Annotated in this window: 15 protein-coding genes; 10 read left to right on the top strand and 5 right to left on the bottom strand. The window is 42.4% G+C overall.

Annotation, left to right across the window (positions count from 1 at the left end; genetic code table 11):
- Nucleotides 1–6 precede the first annotated feature (6 nt).
- On the top strand, nt 7–525 hold the full coding sequence (locus ACFSQ3_RS03445) for a fumarate hydratase (protein ID WP_380867490.1): 519 nt from the start codon (nt 7–9) through the stop codon (nt 523–525).
- Between the two features lie 6 nt (nt 526–531).
- On the opposite strand, the gene ACFSQ3_RS03440 is transcribed toward ACFSQ3_RS03445, so the two are convergent.
- Genes ACFSQ3_RS03440 through mutL form a run of 4 tightly spaced genes read right to left on the bottom strand, consistent with a single transcriptional unit; the run spans nt 532 to nt 5,139 of the window.
- The gene (locus ACFSQ3_RS03440; RefSeq protein ID WP_380867489.1) at nt 532–1,623 is read right to left on the bottom strand and encodes an endonuclease/exonuclease/phosphatase family protein; all 1,092 of its coding nucleotides are present in this window, start codon (nt 1,621–1,623) and stop codon (nt 532–534) included.
- A 6-nt stretch (nt 1,624–1,629) separates the two neighbouring features.
- A complete protein-coding gene (locus tag ACFSQ3_RS03435; protein WP_380867487.1) occupies nt 1,630–2,505 on the bottom strand; it encodes a DUF6576 domain-containing protein in 876 nt (291 codons plus the stop codon).
- Nucleotides 2,506–2,514: 9 nt separating this feature from the next.
- On the bottom strand, nt 2,515–3,231 hold the full coding sequence (locus tag ACFSQ3_RS03430) for a rhomboid family intramembrane serine protease (protein WP_380867485.1): 717 nt from the start codon (nt 3,229–3,231) through the stop codon (nt 2,515–2,517).
- Nucleotides 3,232–3,255: 24 nt separating this feature from the next.
- Nucleotides 3,256–5,139, bottom strand: coding sequence for a DNA mismatch repair endonuclease MutL (gene mutL, locus ACFSQ3_RS03425; RefSeq protein WP_380868470.1), 1,884 nt, complete (start codon nt 5,137–5,139; stop codon nt 3,256–3,258).
- Nucleotides 5,140–5,279: 140 nt separating this feature from the next.
- Here mutL and ACFSQ3_RS03420 point away from each other — a divergent pair, with 140 nt between their 5' ends.
- Entirely contained in the window at nt 5,280–6,002 is a 723-nt protein-coding gene (locus ACFSQ3_RS03420; RefSeq protein ID WP_380867483.1) for a 3-keto-disaccharide hydrolase, read from the top strand.
- Nucleotides 6,003–6,199: 197 nt separating this feature from the next.
- Here the strand turns inward: ACFSQ3_RS03420 and ACFSQ3_RS03415 are convergent, their stop codons facing one another.
- Nucleotides 6,200–6,577 (bottom strand): methionine-R-sulfoxide reductase, encoded by a 378-nt coding sequence (locus tag ACFSQ3_RS03415; RefSeq protein WP_380867481.1) that lies wholly within the window; start codon nt 6,575–6,577, stop codon nt 6,200–6,202.
- 311 nt (nt 6,578–6,888) lie between these two features.
- On the opposite strand from ACFSQ3_RS03415, the gene ACFSQ3_RS03410 reads away from it, so the two are divergent.
- Genes ACFSQ3_RS03410 through ACFSQ3_RS03375 form a run of 8 tightly spaced genes read left to right on the top strand, consistent with a single transcriptional unit; the run spans nt 6,889 to nt 18,466 of the window.
- Entirely contained in the window at nt 6,889–8,178 is a 1,290-nt protein-coding gene (locus ACFSQ3_RS03410) for a c-type cytochrome (protein ID WP_380867479.1), read from the top strand.
- 38 nt (nt 8,179–8,216) lie between these two features.
- The gene (locus ACFSQ3_RS03405) at nt 8,217–11,231 is read left to right on the top strand and encodes a TAT-variant-translocated molybdopterin oxidoreductase (protein WP_380867477.1); all 3,015 of its coding nucleotides are present in this window, start codon (nt 8,217–8,219) and stop codon (nt 11,229–11,231) included.
- 29 nt (nt 11,232–11,260) lie between these two features.
- Complete coding sequence (gene nrfD / locus ACFSQ3_RS03400) at nt 11,261–12,742, top strand: NrfD/PsrC family molybdoenzyme membrane anchor subunit (RefSeq protein ID WP_380867475.1); 1,482 nt, start codon at nt 11,261–11,263, stop codon at nt 12,740–12,742.
- A gap of 5 nt (nt 12,743–12,747) precedes the next feature.
- The gene (locus ACFSQ3_RS03395) at nt 12,748–13,284 is read left to right on the top strand and encodes a DUF3341 domain-containing protein (protein WP_380867474.1); all 537 of its coding nucleotides are present in this window, start codon (nt 12,748–12,750) and stop codon (nt 13,282–13,284) included.
- Nucleotides 13,277–13,909 (top strand): c-type cytochrome, encoded by a 633-nt coding sequence (locus ACFSQ3_RS03390; RefSeq protein WP_380867472.1) that lies wholly within the window; start codon nt 13,277–13,279, stop codon nt 13,907–13,909. The genes ACFSQ3_RS03395 and ACFSQ3_RS03390 overlap by 8 nt, the downstream gene beginning before the upstream one ends.
- 19 nt (nt 13,910–13,928) lie before the next feature.
- Nucleotides 13,929–15,164, top strand: coding sequence for a quinol:cytochrome C oxidoreductase (locus tag ACFSQ3_RS03385; RefSeq protein WP_380867470.1), 1,236 nt, complete (start codon nt 13,929–13,931; stop codon nt 15,162–15,164).
- A 42-nt stretch (nt 15,165–15,206) separates the two neighbouring features.
- On the top strand, nt 15,207–16,553 hold the full coding sequence (locus ACFSQ3_RS03380) for a cytochrome c oxidase subunit II (protein WP_380867468.1): 1,347 nt from the start codon (nt 15,207–15,209) through the stop codon (nt 16,551–16,553).
- A gap of 26 nt (nt 16,554–16,579) precedes the next feature.
- On the top strand, nt 16,580–18,466 hold the full coding sequence (locus tag ACFSQ3_RS03375; protein WP_380867466.1) for a cytochrome c oxidase subunit I: 1,887 nt from the start codon (nt 16,580–16,582) through the stop codon (nt 18,464–18,466).
- The last annotated feature ends 25 nt before the right edge of the window (nt 18,467–18,491 follow it).

The raw sequence follows: 18,491 nt of genomic DNA, 5'->3' as shown, positions 1-18,491 counted from the left end.
TTTACGATGATAAAAGCATATCGTAGTTTAGCATGCCTGCTTTTGGTAGGCATGCTTTTCTTTTCATGGAGTTGCGTTCGCCAATCCGAAATGCAAGAACCTGGCGCCGATTTCTTTCAGGGAGAATGGGTGCAAGATAGCATTGCCGGACAAGATAATATGTTGCATTATACGTTGCACGAAATGAAGGTAACCTGTGATTCCATCTATGCCACATTGCGTGTGCATTCTACGGTGAAAAATATGCCAGATAGCTGTTTTGGTGATGGCGAATGGACGGAATATGCAAAGGGTGTATATGTCGTTCGCGGAGATAGTTTAATCGTGGATGGTTTATATACCAAACCTAATTGGAAACAAAAGATTTCGGGCTGTTATCGTCAAGGTCCTTTTGTGCCAAGATTCAAAATAACAGAAAAGCAAGCCGATCGTATTGTGTTGGAAAGCCGATTCGACCAGCGCCCAATCATCCTCCGAAAAACCGCAGATATTACTTGCGTGTTGAAACCGCGTTGGGAATACTAAAATTTTCTACAGTTTCACATCCGCCCAAATTGGGTAATGATCCGAAAATTTCTTCTTCACGACGCCATAATCAAGCACATCAAAATCCGAAAAGATGTAATCGATTTGAAGAATAGGGAATATTTCGAAATGCGTCAGGCCCCAGCCGTTTCCTTTTTGTTGGAAGGCGTTTTGCATGTTTTTTCCAATGGTGTTGACGCTGAATGACATCGGCGTATCATTGAAATCGCCCATTACCAACTTCGGATATTTCGTTTTTTCGAAATGTGCCAGCAAATACTCCACTTGTCGGCTACGGTAGTAAAACGCGTCTTTCAGTTTTCTTCCAACACGTTTAGTCGCGCCTTTCTCGTCCTCAGCGGCGGAAGGGTTTTTGATAAAATCTTTGTCTTCATCTTGCAACACGAACGAGCGTAAATGCACATTATACACGCGAATGGTATCCGTATTCTTAACAATATCCGTGTACACGATGCGATTGATGCCATACGAATAATCGTTAATTACGCCTGCATCAATAATGGGAAACTTCGAGAAGACGATGTGTCCGTAACCGTGATGCTCATTTTCTGTTGCTGGAGAGAAGTAGAAGTCTTCGAAGTGACAATCCTTTTTTAGCTTGTCGGTAAACTTCTGTTTTCCGGTAATTCTGCTATGAAATTCCTGCATGCAGAGCACGTCCGGTTGACGCTCGTTGATTAACTCAATAATGCTGTCCTGCGTTTTTATGGCTGGGTCTTGAATGGCTTCAAACAAATGTACGTTGTACGACATCACACGCAACGTGCTGTCAGAAGGATGGTCGACGGCTGAAGACGTGTTAAACGTCACATGTTTGGTCATTAATGGCCAACCGATTAATATGGCAACTAAAGAAGCTAAGGCGAAAATCGGTCTGCGGACGGCCCAATATAAGCACAAGATGATGTTGGCCAACAAAATCGGAAAGTACGCCAAACCAAAAATGGCCGTCGGCCAAAATAACGTCGGATTGATAAAAGAAGCAGAATAGCTAAACAACAACGCGAGAATAGCGAATACGTTCGCCAGCGCTACGATTTTACTAATAAAACCAATTTTTCGATTTCTTTTGGACATACTGCTTTATTTCTCCTGCTTACTTGCTTTAAAGAGAATTTCTTTTTCTAGATTGGTCAGGCTGTCGTAGCCATTGGAAGAAATTTTGTCTAGAATCTCATCAATAACTTCCTGATTCGGAAGATCCGAACGATAGCTTCTATAAGTCGGTCCTTTCGGACGATGATGGATTACTTTCAATGTGCGCTTCGGCCGACGGCGGAACAAATTGCTCCAATCGTTTCCTTCCTTTAATGCGTACATAAATCCGGCACCCAAAAATACGCCCGAAATATACGCTACGGCTGCTGCGTGATCAATCACCACGAAGTAACCCAATTGTAATGCCAAATATATCAAACCTATGGTCCGAAATGTCACGTTTCCAAATAGAAATAATCGAACCTCCGTATGCGGGACTAAAAGCAGCAAAGCGGTAATAATAGCGGCGTTTCCAATGGAGCCGCTATATAGAAATGAGAAGAAATTGCTTGATCCGGTGTGCAAAAATGATCCAATTGCTAGATAAGTTATTCCTCCGATGATTATTCCGGAAATGTATAAGCTAACTAACTGGCGCGTTTGAAGTAAATTTAGAAATATCCGTGATGTCCAATATAACCACAAGCAATCAAATAGTAATTCGAAGATCGTTCTGTTGACCAAGGAATACGTTAACAATGACCAAGGTTGGAGCAAAAATGCAGTCCAATCTTTCGGAAGGCTGAATAATGCTAGCGTTTCTTCGAAAAGCGGATTGATGATGACACCTGTTTCGTAGAGTAAATCCAAAGTATAAATTAGCACGAAAAATAATACTTTGGCGGAAATCACGTAAGGCACGGGAGAGCCGGAACGATAGGTCGTTCGCAAGAAATCTTTCAAAGTGCCCTCGTTATTCATTACAGTTGGTTAATACAAATTCGAACGACGGATTCCCCAAGTTTTCAATAATAGAAAACCAAAAAGAGCACCGCCAACGTGCGCCAAATGCGCAATAGAAGATCCGCTGTTAGCGAAGCCCAAATAAATTTCTATCGCTATGTATCCGCCAACGAAGTATTTAGCTTTAATCGGGACGGGAATGAATAGGAATTGTAGTGGCATATTTGGAAACAAATAAGCGAAAGCTAAAAGCAATCCGAATACCGCACCGGAAGCACCCACCATCGGCGTCGTATAAATGGAGCTTAAAACTTCGTAATCGTCGCGATTCATGTTTCGCGTAGCGCGGATGCTATTGTTAAACATATCAATATCTAACCAATCGTGCGCTCGAATGCTACCTGTAATTTGATAAACCTCTATGGCTTGAACGCCATATTGCAATACCAATGCGCCTAATCCACAAATCAGATAATAGTTTAAGAAACGTTTGTTACCAAGCACCTGTTCGATGATCGAACCAAACATCACCACTGCGAACATATTGAATACGATATGCATTAAGTTTCCGTGCATGAACATATACGTAATGGGTTGCCAAATCTTGAAAAACGGAGAATCCGGATAGAAGACGCCGAAAAAGAATGTCGATCCTGATGCGAAAATCGCCGAACCGATGAAGAAAATGACATTGATAATAAGCAGATTTTTGACAATCGGCGGCAAATTGTTAATTGGATTCATACAATATATCGTATATACTTTTTATTACATGGTTTTTGAAAATCGCTCTGCTAATTCCTGCAAAGTAACTGTTATAATAACGGGTTTCCCTTGCAAGGAAATATTCGGCACCGAACAAGCGAAGAGCTTGTCGATCAACTCGCTCATCGAGACATTATCCAGCGGACTTCCCGCTTTTAATGACGCGCTTCGGGCTAGGCTTCGCGCCAAACGATCGCGTTTGCCAACCTGAAGCTGATCTTTGCTGTTCTTAAAATCTTCCAACAATTGCTCGATCACTCGGCGTTCATCCAAATGACTGCCTACATCCGCAGGAATACCGTCTACAATATACGTCGTTTTTCCAAATGGGCGCAACTGAAAACCTAACGATAGCACATCTGGAAGAATCTCTTGCATCAGCTCCGCATCCGACGGACTTAATTCAATCGTTTGTGGGAACAAGCTCTGTTGACTTAAACCTTGTTGGTTGGCTAAATGTTCTACAAACTGCTCGTATAAGATACGTTCGTGCGCTGCTTGCTGATCAATCAGCATAAATCCAGAATGAATTTGCGAAACGATATATCGGTTATGCAATTGAAAAGGCTGCTTGCCAAAATTCGTTTGTCGGTTAACTTCTATAGTTCCCTTTTCCTCGATGGATTCCTCCGGGATCAAAGGTAACTGTGTTCCGGATTCTTCTTGCTCCGTAATTTGATATAAAGTATCCCAATTTTGCGGAATGCCTGATTTTTTCTCAAATCCAATCGCATAATCTGCATGGCGCGTCGATGTTCGTTTGCTCCCAGGTTCCGACTCAAATGGGTTGAAGCTTGGATTGAAAGAAATACTTGGTGCTTGAATTTCGTCCAACGGTTTTTGAGATATCAGGTGATTAAAACTGGTTTCCTGATCGAAATCCAGAGTAGGAGCAATGTTGTATCTGCCCAACGATCTTTTTACTGCAGAACGTAAAATGGCGTAAATCGATTTTTCGTCCTCGTATTTAATCTCCGTTTTCGTAGGGTGCACATTGATGTCGATTTTTGCAGGATCGATGTCGATATACAATACATATAACGGAAATGAATCCGCAGGAAGAATGTCTTCAAACGCATTCATCACCGCATGGTTCAAATACGGATCTTTTACAAAACGTTTGTTGACGAAGAAAAACTGTTCACCACGTGTTTTCTTGGCAAATTCCGGCTTTCCCACAAATCCCTGAATGCGGATAATGCTGGTGTCTTCCTCTACCGGAACCAAACGTTGGTTGTACGTGTTTCCAAAAAGATGCACAATCCGTTGTTTCAAGGTTTCTTTCGACAAACGAAATACCTCGTTGCCATCGCTATGAAGCGAAAATGCAATTCCTGGATTTGCTAGAGCTACACGCTGAAACTCATCAATAATATGACGCATTTCCACCGAGTTGCTTTTTAGAAAATTTCGGCGTGCAGGAATATTATAAAATAGGTTCTTGACACAGATATTCGTGCCGTCGGGTACGCTCTCCGGATGTTGGCTGATAACGGTCGATCCTTCAATCTGTATCACCGTTCCTAGTTCATCCTCAATCCGTTTGCTGCGTAATTCTACATGAGCAATTGCTGCAATGGATGCCATGGCTTCACCGCGAAATCCCATCGTACGGATCGCAAATAGATCTTCTGCTTTACGGATTTTGGACGTTGCGTGGCGCTCAAAACAAACGCGAGCATCGGTCACGCTCATTCCGCAACCGTTATCAATAACCTGAATGAGCGATTTCCCAGCATCTTTTACAATCAGCTTGATTTGATCTGCTCCAGCATCAATCGCGTTCTCCACAAGTTCCTTCACTGCCGACGCAGGTCGTTGTACGACTTCCCCTGCTGCAATTTGATTTGCTACAGCATCGGGTAGTAGTTGAATGATATCGGACATCATAACGCGAAGTTACGAAAATGCTTTATTATCACGCGCCGCTGGAAAATGAAAGTCGGACATATACCACGTATATATTACAAGCAAGTTGGAGTGATCGTGATCATGATTTACTATCTTGTCGACAAATAAGTAATGATATGAGATATTTAGCCGCGATGAGTTTGCTTTTTGTATTGGTAGGATGTGGGAATGCTTCAAAAAATGAACAGCGGGCAGAAAACGGCGTAGATCAGGATGGTTGGAATAATTTGCTGTCGAATGATTCCTTGAAAGGATGGCATATCTACGGTCAGGGCGCGGTATCGTCGAAATGGAAGATGGACGGAAGTGAGCTTGTTTGCGATCCACGGAAAACAGACGGAACCTTTGGCGATTTAGTGACCGATCGCAGCTATCAGGATTTTGAGTTGGAATTGGAATGGAAAGTGAGTAAAGGGGGGAATAGTGGGATTTTGATTAACGTAGAAGAAGATTCCAGTTACGCAGCAACCTTCGCGACGGGTTTGGAGATGCAATTGTTGGATAATGAATTTGCTGAAGCGCGCCATCAACGTGATTCTACGCATTGGGCAGGTTGCTTGTATTCTGTAGATTGTATCGCAGTCAATTCAAATCCTTTGCCTTACGGCGAATGGAATAAAGCGCGCGTAGTACAGAATAAAGGAAAGGTAAGTTTTTGGTTGAACGATAAATTGACGTTCGAGCGCGTAATCGATTCTGACGATTTCCGCGGTTTAGTAAATAAAAGTCCAATTAAAGCATATCCTGATTTTGGGAAATATTCTTCGGGAAAAATCGCTCTTCAAAATCACACGGATTCTGTGGCATTTCGAAATATCCGAATCAAGGAATTAATTTAGGTGTCGAGGCGTTTTATAGATTGCTTCGTCAACCTTCCTGCAACGATGACTTTAACGCGGAACGTTATTGCGAAGTTGAGGAACGAGACTGAAGCAATTTTTCTATCTTATATTATTACAATCTTCAAGGCTTTACGATGGATTGCTTCGCCATTTTTTTTGACAGGGATGACGAAGAAATCCATATGAAGTGAAGATTACTCAACCACTTCCGGCACAAACTTCATTGATATAGAATTCACACAATGACGTGTATTCTTATCTGTGAAACCTTCGCCTTCGAAAACGTGACCTAAATGCGCGCCACATGCGTTACAAAGAATCTCTACACGACGTCCGTCCGCATCCGTTTCTCGTGCTACTGCTCCTTCAATTTCGTCGTCGAAGCTTGGCCATCCGCAGAAAGATTCAAATTTATCTTCCGATCGATACAAAGGCGCGTCGCAACGCTTGCACAGGTAAGTGCCTTGTTGCTTGTTATCCAATAAGCTGCCAGTAAATGGGCGTTCTGTCCCTTTGTTTTCGATGACGTACTTCTCTTCCGCCGTCAGTTCGTTATATTTGTCGTCGTTCATTTCTATACTTTTTTTGTAAGGTTCATTTGCGCAACCGAAACAAATTATCAAATGGCAAACAATGCCTAGGTTTATAAGTTTTTTCATGCGCAAAATGTTTTTATTTGCCATCAAAAATACGAAATAAACCGCTTTAAATAGACTTTTAGCGCGTTTATTTAGAACGGTTATAAATTAAACTATTCAGTCACGAAATTGTCAGGGATTGTTTAAATAGTTATACTTTTGTGCAAAGTTTAGTGGGGTGGAAACTCCTCTGAAAAGAGATTTTGAATATATCATACACATTAAAATAGTATAAAGTGCTAAATATGAGAAATATCTCATCCGTTTTGGGAAAACTAGCGAAGTCAATATCAGTTGGTTTGGTGTTGTTATTTGCCGTTACGAGTGTATCAAATGCGCAGGACGCCACGAATGGTGGTGCCCTTTTTAAAGCAAACGCCTGTAATTCTTGTCACGCTGTAGGTCGTCAATTGACTGGTCCGGATTTGGCTGGACTATCAGAGCGTCGCGAAGAGTCTTGGATTATCAACTGGGTACACAATCCGCAAGGAATGGTGGATTCGGGCGATGCGCAAGCGGTGGAATTGAAAAGTAAATTCCCGACTATGATGGCGCCTTACGCGCATCTCTCAGATGATGATGTGCGTGATATTGTTGCGTATTTGCAGGCGGAAGAAACGAAAGCTGCGGCAAAGAAAGAGCAAGCGGCTGCGCAGGGTGGCGGTGCTGGTAGTGAAGGAGCAAGCGATTTAATGATAATCGTTGTTTCTTTATTGGTAGTAATCGTTGTCGGTGTTGCAATTGTTTTGACTCGCGTAACGAAGACCTTAGAGAAGTTGTTGGAAAACAACAAAGCAACTATCGATGCTTCTCAAGCAGAGTACGATGCGCGCGGCGCTTCTAAATTTGCTTTGTATGCTAAAGCATTCTTGCGCAACAAGAAGATGGTTGGTTTTGTGGTTCTGATGATTGTAGCGCTTTTGGGCGTTGTGGGATGGAAAACAGGTTGGAATGTTGGTGTTCACCAAGGTTATCAACCGGTGCAACCAATTAAGTTCTCGCACCAAATTCACGCTGGTGTAAACCAAATTGAATGTCAATACTGTCACGGCGGTGCATTCAAATCGAAAAACGCATCTATTCCTTCGGCTAACGTATGTATGAACTGTCATAACACGATTACTGGCGGTGAGCACTACGATAACGAGAGTGGAATCTCTCCTGAGATTGCAAAATTGTATCGCGCGGTGGATTGGGATCCAGAAACACGTTCATACGGTAATGATACGAAGCCAATCGAATGGATTAGAATTCATAATCTTCCAGATTTCGCGTACTTCAACCACTCGCAACACGTTACAGTGGCTGGTGTAGAATGTCAGACTTGTCACGGTCCAATCGAATCGATGGAAGAAGTGTACCAATATTCTCCATTAACTATGAAATGGTGTATTGATTGTCACCGCGAAACTTCGGTAAATACCGACAATCAATATTATGATCAATTGATCGAGGCACACGAGAAATTGAAAAAAGGAGAGAAAATGACAGCCGCAATGATCGGTGGTCTAGAATGTGGTAAGTGTCACTATTAATCAAATTAGAAAAACGCAATCTTAATATACAGCTTTACATGGATAGCAACAAAAAATATTGGAAAGGGTTAGAAGAGCTAAATCAAACTCCTGCATTCGTTCAGTCGAGCAAGGGTGAGTTTTCTGAGCCTATTCCCGTAGAGGATGTGTTGAGTGAAGAAGGATTGAGCACCAAAACTCCACGCCGCGACTTCTTGAAAGTTTTAGGTTTTGGAGTAGGAGCTGTTTCTTTGGCTGCTTGTCAAACTGCACCGGTTCATAAAGCCGTGCCTTACTTAATTAAACCGGAAGAGGTAACTCCGGGTATCCCTAACTATTACGCTTCTTCATTTAACGGACAAAGTGTTTTGGTTCGTACACGTGAAGGTCGTCCTATTTTAGTGGAAGCAAATCCAAACAGTGTTGGTTTGGTACAAGGTACAGAATCTGCAACCGTAGCGTCGGTTTTGGATTTGTACGATATGACGAACAAACTACAGAATCCTCAAGTTGATGGGAAAGATGTAGAATGGGCGAAACTTGATGCTACAGTTTCTGCAGCGCTAAACAAAGCGGTTCAAGCTGGTAAGCGTGTAGCTATTGTTTCTAGAACATTAAATAGTCCAACCGCGTTGGCAACTATTACGGAGTTTACCGCTAAATATCCAGGCACAGTACACGTGCAATTGGATGCGATTTCTTACTCAGGTATTCGCGCAGCAAATCAAGCAAGTTTTGGAACAGCTGTTATTCCTTCTTACGATTTCGAGAAGGCGCTAGTAGTTCTTTCCGTAGGAGCTGATTTCTTGGGTACTTGGTTAGATGGCGAAGAGCATACGCAAGATTACATTAAGAACAGAAATTATAAATCTTTAGAGGCAGGCAAAATGTCCCGTCACATTCAGTTCGAAACTGGATTGAGCATGACCGGTACAAACGCGGATGTGCGTATTGCTATCAAGCCTTCTGAAGAAGCAGCTGTATTAATCAGCTTATACAACGAGGTTACCGGATCATCCTTAGCTGGAGGAATTCAACAAGCGAATGCTGCGAAAGCAATTAAATTAGCTGCGCAGGAATTGTTGAAGAATAAAGGTCAAGCGGTCGTAGTGGCTGGCGCAAACGATGTAAACATCCAAACGTTAACAAATGCTATCAACGTAGCTATTGGCGCTTATGGAACGACCATCGATTTGGCAAACTACTCGAAAAAATATCAAGGCTCAGAAACGGAATTTGCAGAACTATTGGGCATGGCAAATGCTGGTCAGGTAGGAGCAGCAATTTTCTGGAACAGCAACCCGGTTTATGATTACTATAATGGCGAAGCGGTTAAGCAAGCTTTAGCGAAAATTGACTTTACGATCTCATTCTCTGATCGCGCGGACGAAACTTCGTCTGAACTAAACGCCATAGCTCCTGCTAGTAATTACTTAGAGTCTTGGGGCGATGAGTCTTCGAAAGTAGGTTATTATACAATCGTACAACCTACCATAAATCCGGTATTTAATACCCGTCAACCTGAAGTAAGCTTATTAACTTGGTCAGGAAACAATACAGATATTTATACATACGTTCGCAACATTTGGGAAACGCAAATTCTAGCTGGTAGCACGAAGAGCTGGACAGATGTGTTGCAAACAGGTTTTGAATATAAAGGTAATGCTGCTGCTGCGTCTTATTCATTCGCTGGAAATGCAGGCGCTGCTGCTGCTGCGGCAACGAATGCTGCTCAGTCTATTAAAGCGGGCGACGATTTCGAATTAGCATTATACGAATCGGCGGCAATTCGCGACGGACGTTATGCAAATAACGCGTTCTTGCAAGAGCTTCCGGATCCAGTATCTAAAGTAACGTGGGATAACTACGTTGCCCTTAACCCGAAAGATGCAGAGCGCTTAGGTTTCGGCGAGAAAAGCACGGCAACTGTAAAAGCGGGTGATTTTGAAGTAGAACTTCCAGTTTTGGCTCAGCCGGGTCAGGCGTTAGGAACAGCTTCTATCGCAGTGGGATACGGTCGTACGAAAGTTGGTAAGGCTGGAAATAATGTTGGTGTCAACGCTTTCCCATTTGCACAAGTGAAAGACGGTTCTTTACAGTATGTAAATAAAGTGTCTATCACGAAAGCTTCTCGCATTTACGAATTAGCTCAAACACAAACACACCATACCATTGAAGGTCGTAATATCGTTCGTGAAACGACATTTGCGAAATTCTTGAAAAACCCGGGATCTGAAGCAGGTAAATTCTCTGACGATCACAAATCTTACGATTTGTGGAACAAGTTTGAGCAACCTGGCCACCGTTGGGTTATGGCGATCGACTTGAACGCTTGTACAGGTTGTGGTGCTTGTATCGTAGCTTGTAATATCGAAAATAATATTCCTGTTGTTGGTCGCGACGAGGTTCGCCGTCGTCGTGAGATGCACTGGATGCGTATCGACCGTTACTACACGATCGAGGAAGATGGTCAGGATTACACAAAAGAAGATGATATCGCAAACCTTTCTTCTTTCGAGAATGTAAAAGTTGTTCACCAACCGATGATGTGTCAACACTGTGAACACGCTCCATGTGAGACTGTATGTCCGGTATTGGCTACTGTTCACTCTTCGGAAGGTTTGAACCATATGGCTTACAACCGTTGTTTCGGTACACGTTACTGCGCGAACAACTGTCCATACAAAGTGCGTCGTTTCAACTGGTTCAACTACTGGAATGATAGCCGTTTCGATAACTACTTGAACAACGAGTTCACACAGCTAGTATTGAACCCGGATGTAACAACACGTTCACGTGGTGTTATGGAGAAATGTTCGATGTGTATTCAACGTATCCAAGCAGGTAAGCTTCATGCGAAAATGGAAGGTCGCGCTTTGAAAGAAGGAGATATCAAAATGGCATGTGAAGGCGTATGTAGCGCAAATGCTATGATCTTCGGTGATGCTAACGATCCAAACTCAGAGGTTTCTAAAGCATTGCGTAGCGAGCGTATCTATTACGTACTAGAAGAGATCAACGTTCAGCCAAACATTGGTTACATGACGAAAGTTAGAAACTCTTTTGAAGCTTAATCTTGTTTAAATTTTTGAAATAAACAACTATGTCATCGCATAACGAATCAATATTAAGAGAACCATTAGTAACCGGAAAAAACATCACCTATGCGCAGGTAACAGATGATGTATTACTTCCGGTTGAAAACAAGCCTAATAAAGCTTGGTGGATAGGATTTATCGTGGCTGTCTGCGGCGCCATGCTTTGGGTTATCAGTGTCGGTTACACATTCTGGACTGGTATTGGTGCCTGGGGTTTGAACAAGACCGTAGGTTGGGCATGGGATATCACCGACTTCGTTTGGTGGGTAGGTATCGGTCACGCCGGTACGTTGATCTCAGCTGTACTATTATTATTCCGCCAAAACTGGCGTAACTCCATTAACCGTTCGGCAGAGGCGATGACTATCTTCGCCGTAATCTGTGCCGCTACGTATGTAGTTGCTCACATGGGTCGCCCTTGGTTGGCTTATTGGATTTTCCCATTACCAAATCAGTACGGTTCTCTTTGGGTAAACTTCAACTCGCCGTTAGTTTGGGATGCATTCGCGATCTCGACATACTTCACGGTATCCTTAGTATTCTGGTATGTAGGTTTATTGCCGGATATCTCTTCGGTACGTGACCGCGCTACTGGACTAAAAAAGAAAATCTATTCTACCTTGTCATTCGGTTGGAATGGTTCGGTTAAAACTTGGCAACGTTTCGAAATTGTATCTTTAGTTTTAGCTGGTATATCTACGCCATTAGTACTATCTGTACATACGATTGTATCCATGGACTTTGCGACATCCGTAATTCCAGGATGGCACACCACGATCTTCCCTCCATACTTCGTTGCGGGAGCGATCTTCTCTGGTTTCGCAATGGTGCAAACCTTATTGTTGATCCTTCGTAAAGTGATGAACTTCGAGCATTACATCACGATGTTCCACATTGAGTCGATGAACAAAATCATCATGACCACAGGTTCTATCGTAGGTATTGCTTACTTGACAGAGTTATTCGTTGCTTGGTACTCAGGTTCAGAATATGAGATGTATGCGTTCGCCAATCGTGTAGCTGGTCCATACGCTTGGGCATATTGGGCGATGATGACGTGTAATGTAATCTCTCCTCAGTTATTCTGGTTCAAGAAAATTCGTACGAGTATCCCAATTTCTTGGGTTTTGTCTATCGTCGTGAACATCGGTATGTGGTTCGAGCGTTTCGTAATTATCGTAACTTCTTTGCACCGCGATTACTTGCCTTCATCTTGGGCAATGTTCTACCCAACTTGGGTAGATGTAGGTATCTTCGTTGGTTCGATCGGTTTGTTCTTTACGTTATTCTTGTTGTTCATTCGTTTCTTACCAAGTATTGCGATGGCTGAGGTGAAATTGTTACTGAAGAGCGCTTCGTTGCAACAAAAAACTAAATTGGTTCAAGAGGGAGCATTCCCAGAAGAGCAAGTGGAATTCTTTAGAGATTCCTTGACTAAGTATGATTCCGTTTCGGAAGAGGATATTAACGCTTTACGTAAAAAATAATAGCAATGAGCGACACAAAATATATATTAGGTAGTTTTGCGGATCCCGATGAAATGATGCATGGGATCGAAAAATTGCAAGAGAACAATATCAGTATCTACGACTGTTATACACCGATGCCGATTCACGGTATCGAAGCAAAATTGGGTGTTAAACCATCGCGTTTGCCAATTGCAGCTTTCTGTGCCGGAGCTACTGGAACAATTTTAGGCTTTAGCTTATTGTTTTATACAACAGCATACGATTGGCCAATGAACGTGGGTGGTAAGCCATCTTTGCCTTTGCCGAACTTTGTTCCGGTAACTTTTGAGGTAACGATTTTATTATGTGCGTTGGGTATGGTAGCGACTTTCTTTTTCCGCAACCACTTGTTTCCGGGACGTGCACCGCGCGTTATGGATCTTCGTGCATCGGATGATCGTTTTATCATCGCTATTGACGCTAAAGAAAATACAGACCATGCGCTTATCGACGGTTTATTGAAAGATGCCGGAGCTGTAGAGGTTAAATACAACGAAAGGAAATATGTTAGCTATGAATAAGAAGAATTTTCTTGGAACTGTATGTGCAGCTGTTGCATTGGCGGCTGTAGTCTCTGCTTGCGGAGATGGTACTACTCGTAGTACAGGGTGGGAATTCTCTCGTAATATGTATGATCCGATTGCATTTAACCCGGATCAACCGAACAAAAATTTTAAAAACGGGATCACGGCTCAAACGCCTCCTACAGGTACAACACCAATAGGCTTTACACGCTTTGAGTTCCCGAATACAACAGAAGGTTACGAAGCAGCCGGTGCACAAATCACGGTAAATCCTTTGGAGCGCACCGAGCAAAATCTAAAAGATGGTCACGCTTTGTACGTAACGTACTGTGCAGTTTGTCATGGACCTGAAGGTAAAGGCAACGGGGCGATAACAAAAGATCGTGAAGTAGACGATTCTAGAGGTAAACGTACATTGGAAAACTTCCCTGAGCCACCATCATATGGTCAATCAGAGGGTACGCCATCTTCACGCGGTGGAAAAATGTCGGAGTTGACTCCAGGTAAAATCTATCATACGATTACGTACGGTTGGAATGCTATGGGGCCTCACGCATCACAAATTACGCCGGAAGACCGTTGGAAAGTTGTTATGTACGTGCAAGAATTACAAAAGAAATAATTAAACATCAAGTTAATAAATGGGAACTCACAATCATCATCACGATTATAATTTTAGCGAGCAGTTTCAATTTGGTGGCGTAGCCAAAATGTTGAGTATTGTCGCTGTTGTAATTGGTATTGCAAGTATCGCATGGGGTTTGTTGTCGCATGATCACATCATCCAAGAGCGTACTTACGCCAATTTATTATTGATGGGCTATTATTTTACTTGTGTATGTGCTGCTGGTGCGTTTTTCGTAGCCTTGCAGTTAGTTACACAGTCAGGTTGGTCAGCAGGTTTACTTCGTATTCCACAAGCGATGGCCAGTGTATTGCCGATTGCCGCTTTGATTCTATTAATCATTGTTGGCCTAGGTCTGTACACGCACAACCTTTACCATCACTGGCATGCAGAAGGTCTTACTGATCCAAATAGTCCAAACTATGACGCTTTAGTAGCTGGTAAATCAGCCTTCTTGAACGTACCTGGATTCTTGATTCGTCAGATCTTATTCATGGGATCATACAGCATCTTCGCATTCATTCTTACGAAACTATCTTACAATGAAGATTTAGCAGGTGGATTACATTCCTACAAGAAGGCGTTCAAGCTGTCTGCTTTATTCTTAGTAATCTTCGGATTTACTACACCGATTTGGTCATTCGATACGATCATGTCGTTGGAAGCACACTGGTTCTCTACGATGTTCGGTTGGTACAACTTCGCAGCAATGTGGGTAAGCGGTATTGCGGTAATTGTTTTGATTCTTACGCTTTTGAAGAAAGCTGGATATATGGCTTGGGTGAACGAAAATCACTTGCACGATTTGGGTAAGTTGATGTTCGGTTTCTCGATCTTCTGGACATACGTTTGGTTCGCACAATTTATGTTGATTTGGTACTCTAACATTCCGGAAGAAACCGTGTACTTCTACAAAAGATGGGAACCGGAGTACAAGCCTTGGTTCTGGTTAAGCATTGTTATCAATTTCTTAGCGCCATTGTTGTTGCTAGTTGACCGCGACGCAAAACGTAAAGAAACATTCATGATGTTGGTAGCGATCTTGTTATTGCTAGGTCACTGGTTAGATTATTATATCATGATTATGCCGGGTACAGTTGAATCGCACCGTGGTTTTGGTATCATCGAGGTTGGTACGGCAGTTGGTTTTGCAGGGTTGTTTACCTTCTTGGTGTTGTCCAAGTTGAGCAAGCATGCATTAGCTCCGAAGCATCATCCGTTCTTAGATGAAAGCTTACACCATCAGATTTAATTCGTCAAGTAGCGCATTACGTAATAAACGTTTTTATAGAAAATGAAGTTTACAACATATAACAAATTCAAGACAGTATTCAGTTTTCTACTGTTGTGCAATATGCTATTGGCGTTGCCGGTATTTGCATCTATCCAAGATTCAGTAGTTACTACGAATGTTCAAGCAGATCCAGCCACAACTCCAGGCAATGAGCAAGTGGATAGCGTTGCTGTAGCGACCGACGATGTTTCTTCGGACACGACCACTTCTGCCGTTGTTGGAAAGGATGAAGAAGCGGGCGTAAGTGGTACATCAGCTAGTACTTCTGCTCCAGAAGAAGTGAAAAAAACCGATCCACAAGTTTATAAGAACATCACGTACTATGTGATGTACTTCTTGTTAATCTGTATTATTATCGCTGTAGTTGGTAAGATTCACCACATTTATACGCTTTCTCGTCGTATTAACGGTAAGTACAATCCCCTAGCGAACAACAATCTGCAAGCAGCGCTTTTCTTAGTGTTCTTGGTGTTGTTTTTAGGAGGTGTTTATTATTCCTATGCGGTATGGGGTGTATGGTCATGGCGTGATGCTGTTACCGAACATGGTAAGGACATCGACCGCATGTTCATCATCACCTTAATCATCACGACCTTCGTTATGATTTTGGTACACATCTTATTGTTGGTTTTCGCTTACGTTTATCGTATGCGTTTAAATCGCAAGGCGTATTTCTACCCACATAATGACGCGATCGAGCGTTTGTGGACTATTATCCCAGCATTGGTATTAACGGTATTGGTGTTGTTCGGTTTCTTCACTTGGAGGAAAATCACCAACGTTCCAGAGGAATTGCAGAAATCAGCGCTTCAAGTAGAGGTACTAGGGGAGCAATTTATGTGGACCGTGCGTTACCCTGGAGCAGATGGACAAATTGGTAAACGAAATTACAAGTTGACTACGCCAACAAATCCATACGGTATTGATTTTACAGACAAATCATCTTGGGATGATGTAAAAGGTGCAGATATTGTATTGCCTGTAAATAAGCCAGTACGTTTCCACATTATTTCTAAGGATATTATTCACTCTTTTTATATGCCTGATTTCCGTGTTCAAATCAATGCGGTACCGGGTATGACCAACTATTTTCAATTTACACCAACGACTACTACTCGTGAAATGCGTGATAAGTTGAACGATCAGTCGTATGATTTCGTGATGTTATGTGCGAAAATCTGTGGAGAAAGTCATTACAATATGCAGAAGAAGGTAGTTGTAGTTACGGAAGCGGAGTACAAGGAGTGGTTAGCGAAGCAACAAAAATTCTTTACGGAAGATATCCAGAAAGAATTTGCTAACGCGGGTAATGAAGAAGAAGTGTTGAACACGGCTTCATTAAATTAATTGTTTAAAGAGTTTTAAATTAAGATATGTCAACTACAGTTATATCGCACGGCGCAGCAGATCACGATTCGCACGATCATCACCATCATCATGAGACATTTTTGACTAAGTACGTATTTAGTCAAGATCACAAGATGATCGCGAAGCAGTTCTTGATCACAGGTATCATTATGGCAGTTTTCGCGATGGTACTTTCTATCTTGTTTCGTATACAATTAGCTTGGCCAGATGCAGAATTCCCAATCTTAGAAGTATTCTTAGGAAAATGGGCAGAAGGCGGTCGTATTAAAGCCGATTTCTTTCTTTCATTGGTAACCATCCACGGTACCATGATGGTGTTTTTCGTATTAACAGCGGGTTTATCAGGTACTTTCTCCAACTTACTGATTCCTTATCAAATTGGAGCTAGAGATATGGCATCGCCGTTAATGAATATGCTTTCATACTGGTTCTTCTTTGTGGCTTGTGTGATCATGATTGCATCATTCTTCATCGAATCCGGACCAGCTTCAGCAGGTTGGACGATCTATCCTCCATTATCGGCTGTTCCTACAGCGATTTCTGGCTCGGGATTGGGTATGACGCTTTGGTTGGCAAGTATGACGTTGTTCATCGCTTCTCAAGTTTTGGGTGGTGTGAACTACGTGAGTACGATCTTGAACATGCGTACTAAGGGAATGGATCTTTGGAAAATGCCTTTGACTATTTGGGCATTCTTCTTAACAGCCATTGTAGGTTTGCTTTCCTTCCCAGTTTTGGTTTCAGCTGTTGTTCTTTTGATTTTTGATAGATCAGCGGGTACTTCTTTCTACCTTTCCGATTTAGTTGTTGGTGGTCAGATTTTACCAAACGAAGGTGGTTCGCCAATCTTGTTCCAACACTTATTTTGGTTCTTGGGGCACCCAGAGGTTTACATCGTCGTAATGCCGGCTTTAGGTTTAACTTCTGAAGTTATTTCAACTAATGCGCGTAAGCCAATCTTCGGTTACCATGCGATGGTTTACTCCTTAGTTGGTATCACGGTATTATCGTTCATCGTATGGGGTCACCACATGTTCGTAACAGGTATGAGCCCGTTCTTAGGGGGTGTATTTATGATCACAACATTGATCATTGCAGTTCCTTCCGCAGTAAAAGCGTTTAACTATATCGCTACGTTGTGGCGCGGAAATATTCGTTTCACTCCGGCTATGATGTTCGCAATCGGTATGGTTTCGTTCTTCGTATCAGGTGGTGTTACTGGTATCTTTTTAGGAAATGCAGCGTTGGATATTAACTTGCATGATACGTACTTCGTAGTTGCCCATTTCCACTTAGTAATGGGTTCTGCTTCTATCTTCGGAATGCTTTGTGGTGTTTATCACTGGTATCCGAAAATGTTCGGACGTATGATGGATGAACGTTTAGGATATTTCCACTTCTGGTTAACCTTCGTAGGTGCTTATCTAGTATTCTTCCCGATGCACTTTATGGGTATCGATGGTGTTCCACGTCGTTACTACTCGTTTACAAACTTTCCTTTTATGGAAAAATGGGTGTCGGTTAATATTTTAGTGACTTGGGCGGCAATTATTGCAGCATTAGGTCAGGTAGCGTTCTTGTGGAACTTCTTCTCATCCATTTGGTTAGGTAAGCGTGCTCCTCAGAACCCTTGGAATGCAAATACTTTGGAGTGGACTACTCCGGTAGAACACATCCACGGAAACTGGCCGGGTGAAATTCCTCCAGTTTACCGTTGGCCATACGATTATTCGAAACCTGGTCACGACGAGGATTTTATTCCTCAACACATTCCGTTCTCGCAAACGATGAGTTCGAATCAATTGCACGATTTTGAAGGCGATGAAGAAGCGATTCAACTTCAAAAGGCTTGGAATAGAGAGAACAATCGCGAAGAGACAGTAGTACATTAAAATAACTATTTCAGTCTGATCATTC

It is taken from the genome of Sphingobacterium corticis, assembly GCF_042684745.1.
Taxonomy (GTDB): Bacteria; Bacteroidota; Bacteroidia; order Sphingobacteriales; family Sphingobacteriaceae; genus Sphingobacterium; species Sphingobacterium corticis.
The sequence above is the reverse complement of the archived record's forward strand: the minus strand, read 5'-3'. Positions and strand labels throughout refer to the sequence as shown.

What these genes read in the sequence shown, in the direction of transcription:
- ACFSQ3_RS03445 (WP_380867490.1), top strand. Translation starts at nt 7, where the DNA reads ATGATAAAAGCATATCGTAGTTTAGCATGCCTGCTTTTGGTAGGCATG.
- ACFSQ3_RS03440 (WP_380867489.1), bottom strand. Translation starts at nt 1,623, where the DNA reads ATGTCCAAAAGAAATCGAAAAATTGGTTTTATTAGTAAAATCGTAGCG.
- ACFSQ3_RS03435 (WP_380867487.1), bottom strand. Translation starts at nt 2,505, where the DNA reads ATGAATAACGAGGGCACTTTGAAAGATTTCTTGCGAACGACCTATCGT.
- ACFSQ3_RS03430 (WP_380867485.1), bottom strand. Translation starts at nt 3,231, where the DNA reads ATGAATCCAATTAACAATTTGCCGCCGATTGTCAAAAATCTGCTTATT.
- mutL (WP_380868470.1), bottom strand. Translation starts at nt 5,139, where the DNA reads ATGTCCGATATCATTCAACTACTACCCGATGCTGTAGCAAATCAAATT.
- ACFSQ3_RS03420 (WP_380867483.1), top strand. Translation starts at nt 5,280, where the DNA reads ATGAGATATTTAGCCGCGATGAGTTTGCTTTTTGTATTGGTAGGATGT.
- ACFSQ3_RS03415 (WP_380867481.1), bottom strand. Translation starts at nt 6,577, where the DNA reads ATGAACGACGACAAATATAACGAACTGACGGCGGAAGAGAAGTACGTC.
- ACFSQ3_RS03410 (WP_380867479.1), top strand. Translation starts at nt 6,889, where the DNA reads ATGAGAAATATCTCATCCGTTTTGGGAAAACTAGCGAAGTCAATATCA.
- ACFSQ3_RS03405 (WP_380867477.1), top strand. Translation starts at nt 8,217, where the DNA reads ATGGATAGCAACAAAAAATATTGGAAAGGGTTAGAAGAGCTAAATCAA.
- nrfD (WP_380867475.1), top strand. Translation starts at nt 11,261, where the DNA reads ATGTCATCGCATAACGAATCAATATTAAGAGAACCATTAGTAACCGGA.
- ACFSQ3_RS03395 (WP_380867474.1), top strand. Translation starts at nt 12,748, where the DNA reads ATGAGCGACACAAAATATATATTAGGTAGTTTTGCGGATCCCGATGAA.
- ACFSQ3_RS03390 (WP_380867472.1), top strand. Translation starts at nt 13,277, where the DNA reads ATGAATAAGAAGAATTTTCTTGGAACTGTATGTGCAGCTGTTGCATTG.
- ACFSQ3_RS03385 (WP_380867470.1), top strand. Translation starts at nt 13,929, where the DNA reads ATGGGAACTCACAATCATCATCACGATTATAATTTTAGCGAGCAGTTT.
- ACFSQ3_RS03380 (WP_380867468.1), top strand. Translation starts at nt 15,207, where the DNA reads ATGAAGTTTACAACATATAACAAATTCAAGACAGTATTCAGTTTTCTA.
- ACFSQ3_RS03375 (WP_380867466.1), top strand. Translation starts at nt 16,580, where the DNA reads ATGTCAACTACAGTTATATCGCACGGCGCAGCAGATCACGATTCGCAC.